The 17,719-nt window shown below is 40.3% G+C and carries 14 protein-coding genes and 2 tRNA genes; 6 read left to right on the top strand and 10 right to left on the bottom strand.

What is annotated here, in order from left to right; all coding sequences use genetic code 11:
• Positions 1-21: 21 nt before the first annotated feature.
• The 3 genes from moeB (at position 22) to FHW89_RS02020 (ending at position 5,276) form a co-directional block, all read left to right on the top strand.
• Positions 22-1,071 (top strand): HesA/MoeB/ThiF family protein, encoded by a 1,050-nt coding sequence (gene moeB, locus FHW89_RS02030; RefSeq protein ID WP_172333332.1) that lies wholly within the window; start codon positions 22-24, stop codon positions 1,069-1,071.
• Positions 1,072-1,249: 178 nt separating this feature from the next.
• Positions 1,250-4,648: a DEAD/DEAH box helicase gene (locus tag FHW89_RS02025; RefSeq protein ID WP_253952141.1), complete on the top strand. Its 3,399-nt coding sequence runs from the start codon at positions 1,250-1,252 to the stop codon at positions 4,646-4,648.
• Between the two features lie 136 nt (positions 4,649-4,784).
• Positions 4,785-5,276, top strand: coding sequence for a DUF2004 domain-containing protein (locus FHW89_RS02020; protein WP_172333331.1), 492 nt, complete (start codon positions 4,785-4,787; stop codon positions 5,274-5,276).
• 43 nt (positions 5,277-5,319) lie between these two features.
• Here FHW89_RS02020 and efp read toward each other — a convergent pair whose 3' ends face one another.
• The 8 genes from efp to kdsA form a co-directional block, all read right to left on the bottom strand.
• The gene (efp, locus tag FHW89_RS02015; RefSeq protein ID WP_172333330.1) at positions 5,320-5,880 is read right to left on the bottom strand and encodes an elongation factor P; all 561 of its coding nucleotides are present in this window, start codon (positions 5,878-5,880) and stop codon (positions 5,320-5,322) included.
• Positions 5,881-6,082: 202 nt separating this feature from the next.
• Positions 6,083-7,930 carry a CocE/NonD family hydrolase gene (locus tag FHW89_RS02010; RefSeq protein ID WP_172333329.1) on the bottom strand — a complete coding sequence of 616 codons (1,848 nt, stop codon included), beginning with the start codon at positions 7,928-7,930 and terminating at the stop codon, positions 6,083-6,085.
• A 95-nt stretch (positions 7,931-8,025) separates the two neighbouring features.
• Positions 8,026-8,107, bottom strand: a tRNA-Leu gene (locus FHW89_RS02005).
• A 94-nt stretch (positions 8,108-8,201) separates the two neighbouring features.
• Entirely contained in the window at positions 8,202-8,990 is a 789-nt protein-coding gene (locus FHW89_RS02000) for an ABC transporter substrate-binding protein (RefSeq protein ID WP_172333328.1), read from the bottom strand.
• 1 nt (position 8,991) lies between these two features.
• Entirely contained in the window at positions 8,992-10,395 is a 1,404-nt protein-coding gene (locus FHW89_RS01995; protein WP_172333327.1) for an undecaprenyl-phosphate glucose phosphotransferase, read from the bottom strand.
• A gap of 218 nt (positions 10,396-10,613) precedes the next feature.
• Entirely contained in the window at positions 10,614-11,951 is a 1,338-nt protein-coding gene (locus tag FHW89_RS01990; RefSeq protein WP_172333326.1) for a nucleotide sugar dehydrogenase, read from the bottom strand.
• A 55-nt stretch (positions 11,952-12,006) separates the two neighbouring features.
• Positions 12,007-12,942, bottom strand: a complete 936-nt coding sequence (locus tag FHW89_RS01985) for an SIS domain-containing protein (protein ID WP_172333325.1) — start codon at positions 12,940-12,942, stop codon at positions 12,007-12,009.
• Between the two features lie 191 nt (positions 12,943-13,133).
• Complete coding sequence (gene kdsA, locus FHW89_RS01980; protein ID WP_172333324.1) at positions 13,134-13,910, bottom strand: 3-deoxy-8-phosphooctulonate synthase; 777 nt, start codon at positions 13,908-13,910, stop codon at positions 13,134-13,136.
• A gap of 207 nt (positions 13,911-14,117) precedes the next feature.
• On the opposite strand from kdsA, the gene hscB reads away from it, so the two are divergent.
• Both hscB and FHW89_RS01970 read left to right on the top strand, forming a co-directional pair.
• Positions 14,118-14,642, top strand: coding sequence for a Fe-S protein assembly co-chaperone HscB (gene hscB, locus FHW89_RS01975; protein WP_172333323.1), 525 nt, complete (start codon positions 14,118-14,120; stop codon positions 14,640-14,642).
• Between the two features lie 25 nt (positions 14,643-14,667).
• Positions 14,668-14,747: transfer RNA gene (locus FHW89_RS01970), tRNA-Leu, on the top strand.
• A gap of 75 nt (positions 14,748-14,822) precedes the next feature.
• Here the strand turns inward: FHW89_RS01970 and FHW89_RS01965 are convergent.
• Both FHW89_RS01965 and FHW89_RS01960 read right to left on the bottom strand, forming a co-directional pair.
• Positions 14,823-15,245 (bottom strand): hypothetical protein, encoded by a 423-nt coding sequence (locus tag FHW89_RS01965; RefSeq protein ID WP_172333322.1) that lies wholly within the window; start codon positions 15,243-15,245, stop codon positions 14,823-14,825.
• 128 nt (positions 15,246-15,373) lie between these two features.
• A complete protein-coding gene (locus tag FHW89_RS01960) occupies positions 15,374-15,754 on the bottom strand; it encodes a hypothetical protein (protein WP_172333321.1) in 381 nt (126 codons plus the stop codon).
• A gap of 726 nt (positions 15,755-16,480) precedes the next feature.
• Here FHW89_RS01960 and FHW89_RS01955 point away from each other — a divergent pair.
• Positions 16,481-17,557 carry a porin gene (locus FHW89_RS01955; RefSeq protein ID WP_172333320.1) on the top strand — a complete coding sequence of 359 codons (1,077 nt, stop codon included), beginning with the start codon at positions 16,481-16,483 and terminating at the stop codon, positions 17,555-17,557.
• Positions 17,558-17,719: the final 162 nt, after the last annotated feature.

The raw sequence follows: 17,719 nt of genomic DNA, 5'->3' as shown, positions 1-17,719 counted from the left end.
GAGGGTTCAAAATATAAAAAGATGTTGGAACGTGATGAACTGAAACTATATAACCGCCAGATCATACTGCCAGAATTGGGTTTAATCGGTCAGGAAAAATTAAAAGCTGCCAGCGTGCTGATGATCGGCGCAGGTGGCTTGGGTTGCCCTGTTTTACAATACCTGGTGACTGCCGGTGTTGGCCATATTGGTATAGTTGATGATGATGTGATAGATATGAGCAACTTGCACCGGCAGATCTTATATACTATTACCGATGTGGGAAAACCCAAAGCCGAAACGGCTAAACAAAAGCTGGAATGGCTTAACCCTTTCGTAGAATTGATTGCTTATCAGGAAAGATTAAATGCTGATAACGCAGAAAAACTTATTAAGGAATACCACATCATCATCGATGGTTCGGACAACTTTACCACACGCTACCTTGTTAATGATATCTGTGTAGCCCTAAACAAACCCCTGGTATTTGGTTCCATTTTTAAGTTTGAAGGACAGGTATCGGTATTCAACTATAAAGGCGGGCCAAATTACCGGGATCTGTTTCCAGAGCCCCCTCCTAACGACGAAGTACCGAATTGTGACGATGCAGGCGTTATCGGTGTACTGCCGGGTATCATCGGTACCTATATGGCCAATGAAGCCATCAAGATCATTTGCGGTTTCGGTGAAACCTTATCCGGCAAACTATTCAGCATGAACGCACTGGATAACAGCATGAGTGTTTATCAAATAACCAAACAAAAGCAGGTTGTTTCAACACCTCCGCTTGTTGATAAAACAGTAGCCAAAGATCATGATATCAGCATAGAAACTTTAAACAACTGGCTGGCAGAATCACCTGACGACATCTGTCTTATTGATGTACGCGAGACCTATGAATTCGATGATTATAATATTGGCGGGATAAATATCCCCCTGTACGAGCTACAGGAATCTGCGGATATGATACCTCTTGACAAAAAACTGATATTCATTTGCCAAACGGGGCAAAGAAGCAAAATAGCCCTGCAATGGACAGATCCGTATTTAAAAAATGAAAAATACAGTTTAAAAAATGGGATTAAGTTTTGATGTGCGAATGCCATCATGTACGAATGTGTAATTTTACAGACATGCTCAAAATCAGATCATCAGGTATAATTATTTTCATCTGCACATTTGCATATCGGCACATTTGCACATCTGATCACATCTGCACATCTATTTTTTATCCTAAATTCGCTCTTGTTATTTATACCGGAGCAAAGCATTGAGCAATACAGAAACACAGGACAGCAATCACCATTTTATTTTCAGGGGCACCAACCTGGAATCGATGACCAGCAGGGATATCGCTCAATATAATTCTGCAGGTTTCTATACTGATGAAGATGCCGGGCAATATCTTAATCCGCTAAGTCTGACAGTTAACGAAGGAGCATTTAATAATCTTAAAAACATCACTTTCCCTACTGTTACAGTATCACAGGAACCCGAGCAATTGCTGGTCACCTGCACCTGTACCAACGAGTTGGGGAAATTATGTGAGCATGAGGCAGTGGTATTGCAAACCATCCTGCGAAAGGATGAATTTGTTGTGTTTTTTAATACACGGATTCGCCATCAAAAATTAAAAAACGCGGCCATACCTTATGGCTTGGAAAACGAGCCTGATCCCGATCAGTTTTTCCGGATCGAGCTGATTTATAATAAGCTGGTGATCACTTCACATTCTCCCGATCTTTTCCCAGTGACTAAAGAAAGCCTGAACACGCTGCGCACCATGCTACCTTCGAACCCTGATCAGCCGCCAGCGTCATCCCTTGATGATCAGGAACAAAGCGCATTTGTGGTGATCCGGGAGCATAAATATTATAAGTATCTGCATGTAGAGCTTTTTGCTTCGGCACTTACCAAAGAGGGAAAATTAAAAAACCCGCTGAACCGCCTGGAACCCATGGACCTGGTCTGGAAAACTACCGATCATGAGGAGCTGAAATTCTACACCGGTATCAGCAAATTCCAGAATAACCTTACCGGTAAAAAAAGCGAAACAGACCTGGCAGCTTTAAGAGCCATCGCTAAAAACCCAATGGGTTATCCTTTTTATTATCAGGACGCAGAAAAAGGAGAAAAGATCAGTGCCTCATCATTGATACCTGTAAAAGTAGCACCGCTTCCGCAGGGTGTGCAGCTCCGCGTAAAACCCGACGGCTCTTTTTTTGAACTGTCGCTTGATATCACTATTGATGGCGAACGCCACACTCTGAAAGACCAGCGCATCATGTTCAGCTATTTTTTGCTTAATGGCGATACACTGTACCTGGCCGATAACCTGCAGGCTCTGAATGTGATGAGTTTTCTGAAACAAAGACCCGGCAATATGCTTGTGCACCAATCTAAATACCCTTTGATCAAAAGTCAATGGTTAGGCAAACTGGAGGATACCATCGATGTAAAATACCAGCATATTCAAACCGCCACGCCAAAGCAGCTGGAGCAAATGGGCTTTAACCAGGATCCGGAAAAGATCATCTACCTGTCGGATTTTGGGAGCCATATTATGCTTATCCCGGTTATGCGGTATGGTGAAGCTGAAATACAAATCCGTACCCCAAAAAATATTTATGCCATTGATGCTAACGGAAAAGAATTCCTGGTACAGCGCAATGAGCCCGCTGAAAAAGCCTTTATAGCCAGTTTGATAAGGCAGCATCCTTATTTTGAGGAACAAGCTGATGACGACCTGCACTATTTTTACCTGCATAAAAAACACTTCCTGAATGAAGATTGGTTTCCGGATGTTTTTGAACAATGGCGTAATCAGCAGATCATTATACTGGGTTTTAATGAGATAGAAGGTAACCGGCTTAGCCCTTACAAGATCAGTATTGATATTAAGGTACTGAGTGGCATGAATTGGTTTAATACCATTATAGAAGCCAAGTTTGGACAAAAGAAAGCGAGCTTAAAAGCTTTGCATAAAGCTATCCGCAACAAAAGTAAATTTGTACAGTTGGATGATGGTACACTCGGCATCCTCCCTGATGAATGGATTGCCAAATTTGAAAGCTATTTTAACGCGGGCGAAGTTGCGGACGATGATATGCTACACACGCCTAAAATCAATTTTTCATCTATAGAGACGATCTATGAGGCACAAGTGCTGGCAGAAGAAGTTAAACAGGACCTGAGGATTTACCGCGAGAAATTTGCAAACTTCGAAACGATCAACCCCGTTGATGTGCCCGCTGATTTATTAGGAACCCTTCGCCCCTATCAACAACAGGGATTAAACTGGCTCAACTTCCTGGACGATTTTAATTTTGGCGGCTGCCTGGCAGACGATATGGGCCTGGGAAAATCAATCCAGGTGATAGCTTTTATCCTGTCGCAACGTAAAAAGATTAGTCAAAACACCAACCTGATTGTCGTGCCGACATCACTCATTTTTAACTGGCAGCAGGAAATACAAAAATTCGCCCCTTCCATTCGCTTGCATACCCTTTATGGGGCCGACCGGGTAAAGGAGATACATGATTTTGATCAATACGAAATTATCCTCACGAGCTACGGCAATATGCTCTCTGATGTTCGTTTTCTGAAAGATTACCATTTTAACTATGTTATTCTGGACGAATCACAGAACATCAAGAATCCGTCATCGCAACGATATAAGGCAGCCCGTCTGCTAAAATCGCGCAATAAACTGGTGGTAACCGGCACACCTATAGAAAATAACACCTTTGACCTGTACGGCCAGCTTTCCTTTGCCTGCCCCGGTTTACTGGGCGGTAAGCAATACTTTAAGGATATCTATTCTACACCTATTGATCAGTTCAAGAGCGCGATCCGTGCTGCCGAATTACAGAAAAAGATAAAGCCTTTTATCCTGAGAAGAACCAAGGAGCAGGTAGCCGGCGATCTGCCCGAGAAAACAGAAATGGTACTACATTGCGAAATGGGTGCCGAACAAAAACGGATCTATGATGCTTACGAAAAGGAATTCAGGGAATATATTTCGGCCATTGATAATGAGGAGCTGAAGAAAACCCCGATGAACGTATTAAAAGGGCTTACCAAGCTCCGCCAGATCTGCGATTCGCCGGTTTTAATGAGTGGCGACCGGCTGCCGGGCAAAGAGTCGGCCAAGATCGATACGCTGATCGAGCAAATAGAAAGCAAATCGCCGGAGCATAAAATACTGGTGTTTTCGCAATTCACCGGTATGCTCGACCTGATTAGCGAAGAACTGCTCAAGCGGAAGATCTCCTTTGTGCAGCTCACCGGCAAAACCCGCAACCGCGAAGCCGTAGTACAATCATTTCAACAGGATCATCACTGCCGGGTATTCCTCATCAGCCTAAAAGCCGGTGGCACAGGACTCAACCTTACCGAAGCTGATTATATCTACCTCATCGACCCCTGGTGGAACCCGGCAGTTGAAAATCAGGCGATTGACCGTGCTCACCGCATAGGGCAAAACAAAAGAGTTGTAGCCATCAGGCTGATCTGCCCTGGTACTGTAGAAGAAAAGATCATGCAGATACAGGAAAACAAAAAAGGCCTTGTGCATGACCTGGTTAAAACGGATACCAACATCCTCAAATCCCTATCCCGGCAGGATCTGTTGGATCTGCTCACGCCTATGAATGTTTTATCGGTTTAGGTGGAGATATGGTGGTGTGTTTTTTCTTCCACTCAGAATATGTTTTATCAGATAAAATTTAACATATCTATTATCAAAATGTCATTCAATTATTATTAAAAATCAATATGTTTAAGTCATTAAACCTTGACAACAAATGATTATAAATCTTCCATTCTTTAACGAGTTAGATTCTGATTCTTTAACAGATTATTATGAAATTGATATTGATTTAGAGCAGAACCAAATTCAATTAGATATAAATTTCGACGAAACAAACATTGAACCTGGTAGACTTGCTGTTTTAAAAAGCTATTTGGATGATCTTCCTAAAATTATTGATACTGCAAAAAAAGAGATCTTCAATGACTTTGACCAGGGCGACGCGGTTAAGGAATATTTAACTTTTCATACCGAAGAACTCGATCAGAGTGACTTGGATAAACTTCTGAAAAATACAGACAAGAACTTGTCTATTGATCTTCAATTACTTTCCATATTAAAATTAAGAAGAATTGGCTTTTATCCAGACGAAGAAGAAGAGTTCGCCATTTTAGACTTTATTCTTGATAAAGATATATCACAATATATTCTGGTTGTAAAAATGAATGATAACAAAACCCTTGATCACATAACCATGGAAAGCTGAATGCAAAAAAAAGCCGGCCTTAACGACCGGCTTTTTTGTCTACCTATTTAGCACGCTCAACGTATTCGCCGGTACGGGTATCTACCTTTATTCTATCGCCCTGATTAACAAATAGAGGCACTTTAATTTCTATACCATTTTCGGTAGTCGCTGTTTTCAGCGCGCCTGATGAGGTATCACCTTTAACGGCAGGTTCGGCGTAGGTAATTTCCAGCTCCACAAAGTTGGGTGCTACAGCCATGATCGGTTCTTCGCTTTCAAACGAAACGATTACGCTCATACCTTCTTTCAGGAATTTCACCGCGGGCCCAAAAAGCGCCTTAGGGATATTATGCTGCTCAAAGGTGGTATTATCCATGATCACCATGGCGTCGCCATCTTCATACAAGTATTGAAAATCGTTGGTTTCTACACGGCAAATTTCAACCTGCTCGTCGGTGCCCAAGCGGGCCTCAACAATTTTTCCTGTTTTTATGTTACGAAACTTATCCAGGTAGAATGCTCCGCCTTTGCCTGGTGTACGGTGCAGTACTTCTGTTACGGTTACCAGTTCGCCGTTGAAGCGCAATATATTACCTACTTTAATTTCGGATGCCTTTGCCATGAAAATATAATTATAAGATTTAAGCCCCAAAGATAGATTAACTTTGCTAATCACCTAAAATTAAAGTTCGGCCGTCAAAACTTAAGTAGTTTTGATCCTTTCAATCAGTATACGTAACTACAATTTAACACCCATACCCAAAGAAAGCAAATTCATTTTTTGTTTGCTGTTCTTTTTAAGTCCATCAAAAATAGCGCTGAGGCTAAGATTTAATAACAGGTAATATGATCTTTGAACTGTTGTGATAAACATTGATAGTTTCTTTTACAAAATCCGTATCCTTTGCCTGGTTAATATCCAAAAATTGCTGCGGATTTCTGTCTGTTAACGGGAACCACGAGCTCTGTATCTGTACCATTATTTTATGGCCTTTTTTAAAGGTATGTGCAACATCGGGCAGCGTGTACTTTACCCGTGTTGGTTTACCAGGTACAAATGGCTCAGGCTTTTCAAAACTGTTGCGAAATTTGCCCCGCATGGTTTCTGCGCGTACCAGCATCTGATACCCACTCATCGGATATCTGGTGATTGGGTTAGCCTGTGTATCTTCCGGAAAAACATCAATTAGCTTTACTATAAAATCAGCGTCTGTGTTCGATAGGCTTACCAATAGGTCGGCAACTACCGGACCTGCTAATGTTATATCATCCGTTAGTATTCCTGTATCATAAACCAGCACATCCGTACGGCGTGCGGCAAAACGCTGGTCATCAACCATATATTCACGGGTACGGTCGGCATGTATTTTTTCCGCATAAGGTACCGGCTTAGCAGGGTCGCTTACATAGCTGTCAAAAGTAGGCTTTGTACTTTTTGTGGCTGTAAATGATATCTTACCATGTGGCAACAGGTAAATTGGTGTTTCTTTGATGTCGGCTAGCGGCCATTGCGAAAATTTACGCCATTTGTTTTCGCCCGAGAAGAAAATTGTCACTTTACTTAACGAGTCGGTTCCTTTTCCCTTTAGGTAATAATTAAAGAACGGAACTTCCATATCCTGGTAATAAGCTGCCGTATTACTATCAAACCGCACATTGCCTAAATGAGTACCGTCTCTGCTCGCCCATTGGCCATGGTACCAGGGCCCCATGACAAGCTTACTGTTTGTTGCAGGGCTTTGCTTAATCAAAGCTTCATAAGTATGCCAGGCGCCGTATCCATCCTCTGCATCAAACAATCCTCCGGTTATCAGCATAGCCGGTTTAACATTTTTTATTCCGGCACGGGCATCACGCGCTTTCCACCAGGCATCCAGGTTGGGGTGGTTCATCATGTCGCTCCAAAATTTCATGGTATCACCACTCAATTTGGTCAAATTGGGCATTGCCCCCATTTTTAAATAATAATCGTAATTGTCTTTATAATTGATGTCAACGCCTTTGGCCCCTTTTATGGATGGTTTACGGCTTGGCGCGCTAAAACCATAGCCTACATGAAAATCAAAGGCGTCCATCAGCATCAAAACACCATTATGGTGGTCATCATCACCAAAAAAACGATCGGTAACCGGTGCCTGCGGACTAACTGCCTTTAGCGCCGGATGCCCGCTTAGCGCTATCATGGTAGCAAAAAAGCCAGGGAACGATATACCTATTCCGCCAACATTACCATTGTTGTTATCAATATTTTTAACCAGCCAGTCAATCGTATCATAACTATCGCTTGCTTCATCAACATCCTTATTTGTTTTTTTTTGGGGGTTAAATGGCCTTACAACTTCAAATATCCCCTCGCTCATGTACTTGCCACGGATATCCTGGTTAACCATAATATAGCCCTCGCGGCAGTAGCGCATCATATAACCCCGCCAATACGGCCTGTAAGCTGCACCATAAGGCCCAACCGAATATGGGGTTCGGGTTAATAATATGGGATGTTTTTCTGATTGATCTTTTGGTATGTAGATAGATGTGAAAAGCTTAACCCCATCCCGCATCGGTATAGTTACTTCTTTTTTAATATAATTATTTACAAACCACGTTGAATCTACGTTTTGGGCATTGGCTGTAATTGAAAAGAAAAGTAATACCGATAAGTAAATGTTTTTCATATAGAAGAATAGGAGCTTTGAAGCTAAATATATTGATTTTTGCTGGGAATGAAAACAAAAAACCCAGTCAAATATGACCGGGTTTTTAACTGTTGTGCGGAAGAAGGGACTCGAACCCCCACGCCGTGAAGCGCCAGATCCTAAGTCTGGTGCGGCTACCAATTACGCCACTTCCGCATTAGGATTTTTAACAGGTCGCAAAGATAGTGTTTAATGCTAAATTTTAAAACAAAAATTTAGTTTTTTAGCTATCTCTCTCATTTCTTTGCTATTAATTTAACGTTAATTCATTTATTATGCTTTTAAAATAGCCAGGGGCATACAATAATCGGCTGCCATACCACGAAAATATTTCACCATCAACCAGCATGATTTTTGCCTTAGGCAGCATAAGCTGAAATTCGTCGATATGTTTTTGCTTAAACGGATATGGTTCTGATGATAAAAGGATCAGATCGGGGTTAATTTTTATAATTTCCAGCGAGTTTATCTCCGGATAACGATCAATATCAATAATGTTCGTAAGTCCGCATTTTTGAAGCATATTATCAATAAAAGTCCCAGTTCCGGCAACCATATAAGGCTTGCGCCAGATAAAATAAGCTACGCTTAAATTTGTGTTTGGTAATGCAAGATTGTTAAAGCGGTTAGTAATATCAACACACAGCCTATTGGCTTCTGTTTCGCGATTGACCAGCAACCCTACAGTACGGATCATATCAAGCGCGCTATTCAGGTCATGGATGTCGCTTACCCAAACCGGGCAAATATTCATGAGTTCCTCTACCTGGCTGCGTTCATTTTCTTCTTTATTGGCGATGATCAGATCGGGCTTTAAAGCTTTTATCAGTTCGATATTTAATTGTTTGGTACCCCCTACTTTAGTTACCGTTTGAAATTTATCCTTCGGATGGATGCAAAACTTAGTGATGCCAATGACCTCCGTATCGAGCCCTAAATAGAACAACAATTCAGTTTGCGATGGTACTATAGATATGATCCTTTTGGGGATTGCCGGCAAGCTGATTACACGATTGAGCTGATCGTGAAAAATAGCCATGTTAAAACGCGTTTTTCTCGCCTTTCACCACATTCCATACGGTAAGGAAGATGATCTTCATATCCAGCAGGAACGACCAATTTTCCAGGTACCAAACATCAGCTTCTACCCGTTCAAGCATAGCCTGGGTTGTTTGTGTTTCGCCTCTAAGGCCCTGTATCTGCGCCCAGCCGGTAATGCCCGGTTTAAGAAAGTGGCGTACCATGAAAGTATCAATCAATTGAGAGTATTGCTGGGTATGGCTAATCATGTGTGGCCTTGGCCCTACTACAGACATATTACCTAAAAGTACGTTGAAAAACTGTGGTAATTCATCAATACTTGTTTTACGGATAAACGCCCCTGTTTTGGTAATACGCGAGTCGCCGCGGGTCGCTTGCTTCTTATCAGAATCTTTATTTACCCGCATGCTTCGGAACTTATAGCATTTGAAAGGCTTATTGTCGCGACCTGAGCGTTCCTGCACAAAAAATATAGGCCCCCTTGATTCCAGTTTTATCAAAATAGCGAGTATAGGAAATAACCAGCTAAACACGAATAAAATGATAAACAGGGAAAATGCAACGTCAAATAATCGCTTAATTGACCGGTTAAGCATGTTCTCTAAAGGCTCGGGCCTTACTGATATTACCGGAATATGCCCAAAGCTTTGTATAAAAGTTGGTTTTTTGGCGTAATCATAATATTCGGGAATGAATTTAAACCTGATGAGGTTTTTATCAGCATCGAGCATCAGCTTTTCAATAGTTTGCGCCTCTGAATTAGGCAGGGTACAAAATATTTCATCAACTTTATTATTAAGCACCCAGCTAATACAATCTTCCGTTCCGCCCAGATAAAGACGCTTATCCATAATATGATCGGTGTTATCATCAAAGAATCCGATCATGCTATATCCGCGTTCGGGATTTAATTTAAAAAAGCTGTAAAGGTCGGCACCTATTCTGCCGCCTCCAATAATAATTACGGCCCTGGTATCAATCAATGAAGCACGATCGCTTTTACGTATGGTGAGGAATACCAGCTTCCATAACCCCAGCAAAAAGCCAAATAATGCCAAAGAATAAAACAAATATTCACGCGTTATAAAATACGCCTTTGTGCCTATCAGTATGATAATGGTGAAACAAATAAAGCTTACAAATAAAAGATAGGTTTTAATTACACCCCGATAAGTTTTTATGGAGTCTTTGTTTAAAACATGTTCATATAAACCGGTGATATTTGCGGATAACAGCCAGATCAAATTAAACACCAGCACAATGGGTAAATATCTCCTGTTATTTATCCAAAAAATATACGATCTGTCTTCGATGAAGTAAGAAATTACCATGCTTATATTAAGTATAATATAGTCAATGGTAAGGTTCACTGCTTTAATAAAAGTAGCGTATCTGTGAATCATTTATTAGAGCTTATTATAGTAGAAAACACACGCTAAAATTAGCATAATTTATTTATAAAGCAACCTGAAGGCTGAATGTTAAACGGGTTGTAAAGCTGTAAAGTTGCTGCCCGCAAAATTATAAATTAAGAGAATCCATACAAAACCAAATATAAAACAATTAACTAAAACAAAAGACCCCGCAATATATAAACAGTTTTTTATATAGCCGACAGGAATTATAAACGCCCGCTTACAAGATCTTTTTCTAAAATTCCTTTGATATCATATATAACCGATAAATCGTTTTTCTTGAGCTCATTGTAATTTAGATTAAGAAATTCCCGGTGTCCTACGGCAATAACTATCGCGTCATAATTTCCGCGCAATTTATGAATGTCCTTTACCGTATCTACGCCATACTCTTGTTTAACTTCAGCCGGATCAGCCCAGGGGTCATATATTTCACAACGGGCTTCGAAGCCGCTTAAAACTTTTACAATATCAATGACCCGGGTGTTACGCACATCCGGGCAATTTTCTTTAAAGGTAAAACCTAATATTAGTATATTGGAGTATTTAACTGATATATCGTTTTTTATCATCAGTTTTATAACCTCCAAGGCTACGTAAGTACCCATACCATCATTCAGTCTGCGCCCTGCTAGTATGATCTCAGGATGATAACCCACCTCTTGTGCCTTTTGAGCAAGATAATACGGATCAACCCCTGTACAATGCCCGCCAACCAGTCCAGGTTTAAAATTCAGGAAATTCCATTTGGTGCCCGCGGCTTCTAAAACAGCATGGGTATCAATATCCATGATGTTAAATATTTTGGCCAACTCGTTTACAAAAGCAATATTGATATCCCGTTGCGAATTTTCGATAACCTTGCATGCTTCGGCCACTTTTATATTGGGCGCCTTGTGCGTTCCCGCGGTTATAATAGACCGGTAAAGCCCATCAATAAAATCAGCGGCCTCGGTTGTTGATCCCGAGGTTACCTTTAAAATATTGGTAAGTGTATGCACCTTGTCGCCCGGATTGATACGTTCTGGTGAATATCCAGCAAAAAAGTCAGCATTAAATTTAAGTCCGGAGCTTTGCTCCAACACCGGGATACAAACATCTTCTGTAGCACCCGGATATACTGTAGATTCATAGATCACCACATCCCCTGCTTTAAGCACGCTGCCTACACTTTCACTGGCTTTAATCAGCAAACCCAGATCAGGACGATTATATTGATCTGTAGGGGTAGGAACAGCGATGATATAAATAGTACAGGAAGCGATATCCTGGATAGAAGATGTAAATAAAAGCCCTTTATCTGCTGCTACATTAGTTGTTAATACCGAAGATAATACAGCCGAATCCGTTTCGAGGGTACGATCAAAGGCACTGTTCAATTCTTCAACACGGCTTTGTTTGATATCAAACCCTTTTACCGGGTATTTTTTGGCAAACTCTACGGCTAAGGGCAACCCAACATATCCTAATCCAATAATAGCAATATGAGTATTGGCTGATGGTGTAAATTTTTTTTGGAATTGATTTGACTCTTGATCAATCATTTTATATAGCTGTAGATCGTAAATATAGATTTATTTTTTTGTCGCTTAGCCTACCCTATTGATTATAGATCTGGTAAACTCCCTTGATAGTTCTTTCCAATGCAGAACCCACTAACAGTGTTGTGATCTTTTTTTCGATCATTAATTGTTCGGCCCGGCTCACGAATTCCTCTTCATCAATAATAATAGGGTTCGGGGTCATAATTTCGGCAACCGTTAAAGTTGAAGTATCCGGATGTTGTAATAATGCCCTGCGCAAATCACCGTCGGTAACTATTCCTTTGATATAAGTGGCGTCCCCTACCATTACCATCCCTAATCTCCCGGCAGACATGCTGAGCAATAACTCCATAAAGGTGGCGCTTTCATTTATAAAAGGCAGCTTATCTGTACGCATCAGATCCTTTACCTTAACTAATAACTTACGTCCCAGGCTTCCGCCGGGATGAAACCGGGCAAAATCATGTTGCTGAAAGTCTCGTGATTCCATTAAGGCTATAGCAAGGGCATCGCCCATAACCAATGCTGCCGTAGTTGATGAAGTAGGCGCCAGTTCAAGTGGACAAGCTTCTCTTGAAATTTTTATATTTAAATGATGATGGCTGTTTTTTGCCACTGTTGAGTTCGGGTTACCCGTAACACCAATAACAACGTTCTTATTCCAGGTTAAAAATGGGATGATCCTGAGCACCTCATCCGTCTCTCCCGAGTAAGATATCAGCATCACCATATCATTGGAGCTTACCATACCCAGATCTCCATGAAAAGCTTCGCCCGGATGCAGAAAAAAACTGGGTGTTCCGGTACTGGCTAGCGTGGCTGCTATTTTCTTGCCTATCAAACCAGATTTACCTATCCCGATCACGACCAGTTTACCTGTAGATTTTAGTATAACATTAACTACTTTGGAAAATTCATCATCAATTAAGCCGGCCACATGTTGTAACGACTCAATTTCAATATCAAAAACCCTTTTAGCAATATCTTTCATCCACAATTAATTATTGAATTATTGAGTTACTGAATTAGTGATTTACACATTATTCCTTCTGTGTATGAATACATACTCATGAGCAGTACTTTATTAGGTTTACCATAATCGAAATTTTACTTATTAATTATTCAACCTGGATTCTGTTAATTCTTTAATTCAGTAAATTCAGATTCAGACAAATTAGTTCATCAAGACACCAGCGGAGCCATTACCTTATCCAGATCATGCAATTTAACCATGTTTGGGCCATCACTTAGCGCGTTATCCGGATCAGGGTGTATCTCCATAAAGTATCCATCGGCACCAAATGCCTTTGCCGCCAGGGCCATCATGGGTACAAAAGTACGATCGCCACCAGTTTTACCACCAGCACCACCGGGGCGCTGTACCGAGTGGGTACAATCCATACAAACAGGATGTCCGAAAGCTTTCATATCATAAATATTCCTGAAATCAACAGCCAGGTTATTGTATCCATACATATTACCCCGCTCGGTAAGTATCACCTGATCATTACCGGCTTCAATAACTTTTTGTGCAGGGTAAAACATATCCTGACCTGATAAAAACTGCGCTTTTTTTACATTGACTATCTTACCAGTTTTTGCAGCAGCTACCAACAGATCGGTTTGGCGGCATAAAAAAGCCGGAATTTGAAGTATATCAACTACCTGGGCGGCTATAGCAGCTTGTGCGGGTTCATGAATATCGGTAGTTACAGGCAAGCCAAAACGGTCTTTTACATTTTGCAGCATTTCCATCCCTTTTTCGATACCCGGGCCACGATACGAATGGATAGATGTACGGTTAGCTTTATCAAATGACGATTTAAATATTACAGGAACCTGATAACGTTCACCTGCTTCGGCCACTTTTTCGGCTACCTGGTATAAGAGCTCCTGGTTTTCCATTACGCATGGCCCTAATATAAAGAACGGCTTCTGCCGTATTTTTTCAAACAACATATTGCGGTGTATTATGGTGTAAGAGGCAAAGATAATGATAAGCACCAATTACAACGAATAGGAAATACCGGACACTAATTTCACGGATAAAAACTAATTAGCACGAATGGATACTCGCAAATAGAAATTGCACACAGTTCAATAATATGGATGTAATTAATGCACATCCATTCGTACTAATTAGTTTTTATTAGTGAAATTCGTGCTATGAATTATTTTGAATTTTACGACATACCTGAATCATTTGATATAGAAGCGGCATTGCTGAAAAAGAAATTTTACGCGCTAAGCAAACAATATCATCCTGATTTTTATGCCGGCGAAGATGAAACTAAACAGCAGGAAATACTGGAATTATCTACACTAAATAACAAGGCTTACCAGGTACTTTCGGACCCGGCACGCCGTATGGAATACATTTTAAAGCTGCATAACCTGGTATCTGAGGGGGCAAAACCACAACTTCCGGCAGATTTTTTAATGGAAATGATGGATATTAATGAACGCCTGATGGAAGTTGACGACGCCGGACAGCTGGCTGAGGTTACCGCGGAAGTGCTTGCTATTGAGGGCGATATTAATGACAAACTTACTAAACTGACTGCCGGTTACGAACATTTGGACCACACAGCGCAGGAAAGCCGACGCAATGAAATAGCAGAAATTTACTTTAGACAAAAATATCTGTTGCGAATTAAAGAGAGTTTAGATACATTTGCAGCCCGCTTGTAAGAAATACCACTTACAATAAGAGCATGCCCAGCTGGCGGAATTGGTAGACGCGCTGGTCTCAAACACCTGTGGGAAACCGTGCCGGTTCGACTCCGGCGCTGGGTACAAAGCCCTCTTGATTTTTCAAGAGGGCTTTTTCATTTTAGCGAGGGAACCGAATGATTATTGCAGGTTTAATAATTAAACTTGATCTACTTTTGACAAGTAATAATTGATACTGTATTGTTGATGAATAGTATCGTAGTCCAACAGATCGTTATCTGTTCTGAATCGTGTATCCAGAATCTCAAATGCCCGGCCGTTTTTATAGATCTTCTTTAAATTTTCCAGTGTAAGCAGGTAAACTTTATCTGAACCCTTTATGCTGAAGTAATGGGTAAGGATTGGTTTGAAAAGGTTAAGCTTATCCCCCGGACGCTGGCGTTCGTAAATGATAATTGCACCTCTTTCCAGAATTTTAAAATCTGATAGCTTCAGATTTTTAATTGCCACGAGTGAATCCTGTGTTAACGGAGTAAGTTGAATATTAAAGCTATTGGCCTGCACTAATGATTTTGCCAAAAGCAGAACAAATAAAATGATCGAAAATTTGAAAGTTTTCATTGTAAAAAATATAAGTACCGAAATTCTCCAGCAACAAATTGATAAATAGGAGATATTAAATAATAAGTTGAACAATTAATTTCGCCTGAATAGCGATTAAATGATTATGGGGTGAAATACCTGAGGTATTAAATTCTGTAACTGGAATATAGGATGTAAAGAGGATTACGCTGAACATGTGGTGCCTCACTATTATAACCCTGTAATTCTTTTAAGGCGATCTTTTCCAGGGAAGCTGGATTGAAAAATACAAGATCAACTAATGCAAACGATTTTTTTAAGCTTAAACCTGTTTTGGCCGAAACATGATTGTCTTTTACTTTGAAGTTTGCCTTAACAATTTTGCAGCAATCGGAACCACTTGCTGCCTTATGGTCACTTTTTAATGCGGGACTAACAGACAGAGAAACACCGGCTAATTTACCACAGCAATAAAACTTAGTTATGGTAATTCCACAAACAGATGCCGTGTAGATCAGGAGAAGTAATATGACTGCGACTCTTTTCACAGTGCTAAATTACGGCAATTCTTTGATCCGTTTTTATACAATTATGGTAAAAGTTTATACTCTGTTGCAGGATATAAAATTCAATTGCATCGTAGATATCACAACCATTCAATATTGATATACCCTCTCAAAATGAGAGTTCTTTCAAAGCGTGGCGTATACATAGCACTCTGTTATTTTTCAATTTAATAAATTGACCAACAATCAATTAGTTTAGTTTACTGCGATTTTCTCCTGGTCTGGCCCTTGTTTTGGCACTACGAGGCAAACAAGAAATGCTCGCCATGCAAAAACGAATACATCTCCCCGCCACTAAGTCCTCTGAAGAAAAGGAAAAATACACATTTAAGGATGTTGTCATTATTGTTTTCGCCTGGCTCATGACCTTGTCCCTGCTCTATATCTGCTACTTAAAATTTCATTTTTTCCTGCATCACTAAATAAATACTCAAAACAAATAACAACTATGATCTATGCCCTGCTCGGCCTCGCTTTCTCGCGGCTATTTTTAAATCTGTCCACTCCTTCAGAAACTAAACCTTATGATCTTCATCCTTGCCATATTCATGTTTGCGTGCATGGCTTATGTGCTCCTAAACTCCAAATTTCTAATTACCAAAACTATAAATCCTGTGCTACAGGTGTTTAACTCAGCGAAAGTAAATGTATTATAATTAAACGCGCCATTAGACCAGTTGAGAACAAAGAATTAAAACAAAAAAACAAATGAAAAAACTTATTACAGGAATAATATTATTAATGACTGCCGGTGCAATGGCACAGGAAACAAAAACTTCTCCCATTACCATAAGTGCTTACCTGGAAGCTTATTACAACTATGATTTTAACAGGCCACTCAACAATACTATGCCGCCATTCTTATACAATTTCAGCAGGAATAATGAGGTTAATTTAAATCTGGCATACATTAAAGCCGCTTACAGTTCTGACAAAGTGCGGGGGAATTTCACATTTGCCACCGGTACCTACATGAATGCTAATTATTCTGCAGAACCTGGCCTGCTCAAAAATATCTATGAAGCTAATATTGGTGTCAGGTTATCATCTAAAAATAATTTATGGATAGATGCTGGTGTATTGCCATCACACATTGGTTGGGAAAGTGCTGTAGGCAAGGATAACCCAACACTTAGCCGCAGTTTGGCTGCCGAAAACTCACCCTATTTTGAAACCGGAGCGAGGCTGAGCTATACCTCCCAAAATGAAAAATGGTATTTAAGCGCCTTAGTGCTGAATGGATGGCAGCGCATACAAAGAATTGATGGTAATACCACTCCGGCCTTTGGCACACAGGTTACTTTTAAACCATCATCCAAAATAACACTGAATAGCAGCACCTTTATTGGAAATGATAAACCGGATAGTGTGCGAAAAATGCGTTACTTCCATGATTTTTATGGCATTTTTCAGTTAAGCGACAAATGGGCGGCCACACTTGGGTTTGATATAGGAGCTGAGCAAAAAACCAAAGGATCATCAGATTTTAACACCTGGTATACATCTGCCCTGATCTTAAAATACGCGGCTACGTCCAAAACCAGCATTGGTGTAAGGGCTGAATATTATAATGATAAAAATGGCGTCATTATAGCTACAAATACACCCAATGGTTTTAAAACATGGGGCTTTTCGGCAAATGTAGATTATAACATCCTCAGCAATTTAACATGGCGAACAGAGATTAGGAGTTTGAATAGCAAAGACGATATTTTTGTCAATAACAACAACAAAACATTGGATCATAACATCGCCTTAACCACTTCACTGGCGTTTAGCTTTTAATTGACCGGGTACCGATTTAAAAATTACGGGGTAATGGTAAGAATTGTATCCAGGAAGCTTTTTTTTCATGGATACAATTCCTTTCATAAAAAAGCCGATGTTACCCTTAGACCGTCTTGTTAACTTTTTTATATAATTTAACTTTCGTATTTTGATATAATT

Origin of the sequence: Mucilaginibacter sp. SG564 (genome assembly GCF_013149275.1) — a bacterium.
Classification (GTDB): Bacteria; Bacteroidota; Bacteroidia; order Sphingobacteriales; family Sphingobacteriaceae; genus Mucilaginibacter.
The sequence above is the reverse complement of the archived record's forward strand: the minus strand, read 5'-3'. Positions and strand labels throughout refer to the sequence as shown.

What these genes read in the sequence shown, in the direction of transcription:
- moeB (WP_172333332.1), top strand. Translation starts at nt 22, where the DNA reads ATGTTGGAACGTGATGAACTGAAACTATATAACCGCCAGATCATACTG.
- FHW89_RS02020 (WP_172333331.1), top strand. Translation starts at nt 4,785, where the DNA reads ATGATTATAAATCTTCCATTCTTTAACGAGTTAGATTCTGATTCTTTA.
- efp (WP_172333330.1), bottom strand. Translation starts at nt 5,880, where the DNA reads ATGGCAAAGGCATCCGAAATTAAAGTAGGTAATATATTGCGCTTCAAC.
- FHW89_RS02010 (WP_172333329.1), bottom strand. Translation starts at nt 7,930, where the DNA reads ATGAAAAACATTTACTTATCGGTATTACTTTTCTTTTCAATTACAGCC.
- FHW89_RS02000 (WP_172333328.1), bottom strand. Translation starts at nt 8,990, where the DNA reads ATGGCTATTTTTCACGATCAGCTCAATCGTGTAATCAGCTTGCCGGCA.
- FHW89_RS01995 (WP_172333327.1), bottom strand. Translation starts at nt 10,395, where the DNA reads ATGATTCACAGATACGCTACTTTTATTAAAGCAGTGAACCTTACCATT.
- FHW89_RS01990 (WP_172333326.1), bottom strand. Translation starts at nt 11,951, where the DNA reads ATGATTGATCAAGAGTCAAATCAATTCCAAAAAAAATTTACACCATCA.
- FHW89_RS01985 (WP_172333325.1), bottom strand. Translation starts at nt 12,942, where the DNA reads ATGAAAGATATTGCTAAAAGGGTTTTTGATATTGAAATTGAGTCGTTA.
- kdsA (WP_172333324.1), bottom strand. Translation starts at nt 13,910, where the DNA reads ATGTTGTTTGAAAAAATACGGCAGAAGCCGTTCTTTATATTAGGGCCA.
- hscB (WP_172333323.1), top strand. Translation starts at nt 14,118, where the DNA reads ATGAATTATTTTGAATTTTACGACATACCTGAATCATTTGATATAGAA.
- FHW89_RS01965 (WP_172333322.1), bottom strand. Translation starts at nt 15,245, where the DNA reads ATGAAAACTTTCAAATTTTCGATCATTTTATTTGTTCTGCTTTTGGCA.
- FHW89_RS01955 (WP_172333320.1), top strand. Translation starts at nt 16,481, where the DNA reads ATGAAAAAACTTATTACAGGAATAATATTATTAATGACTGCCGGTGCA.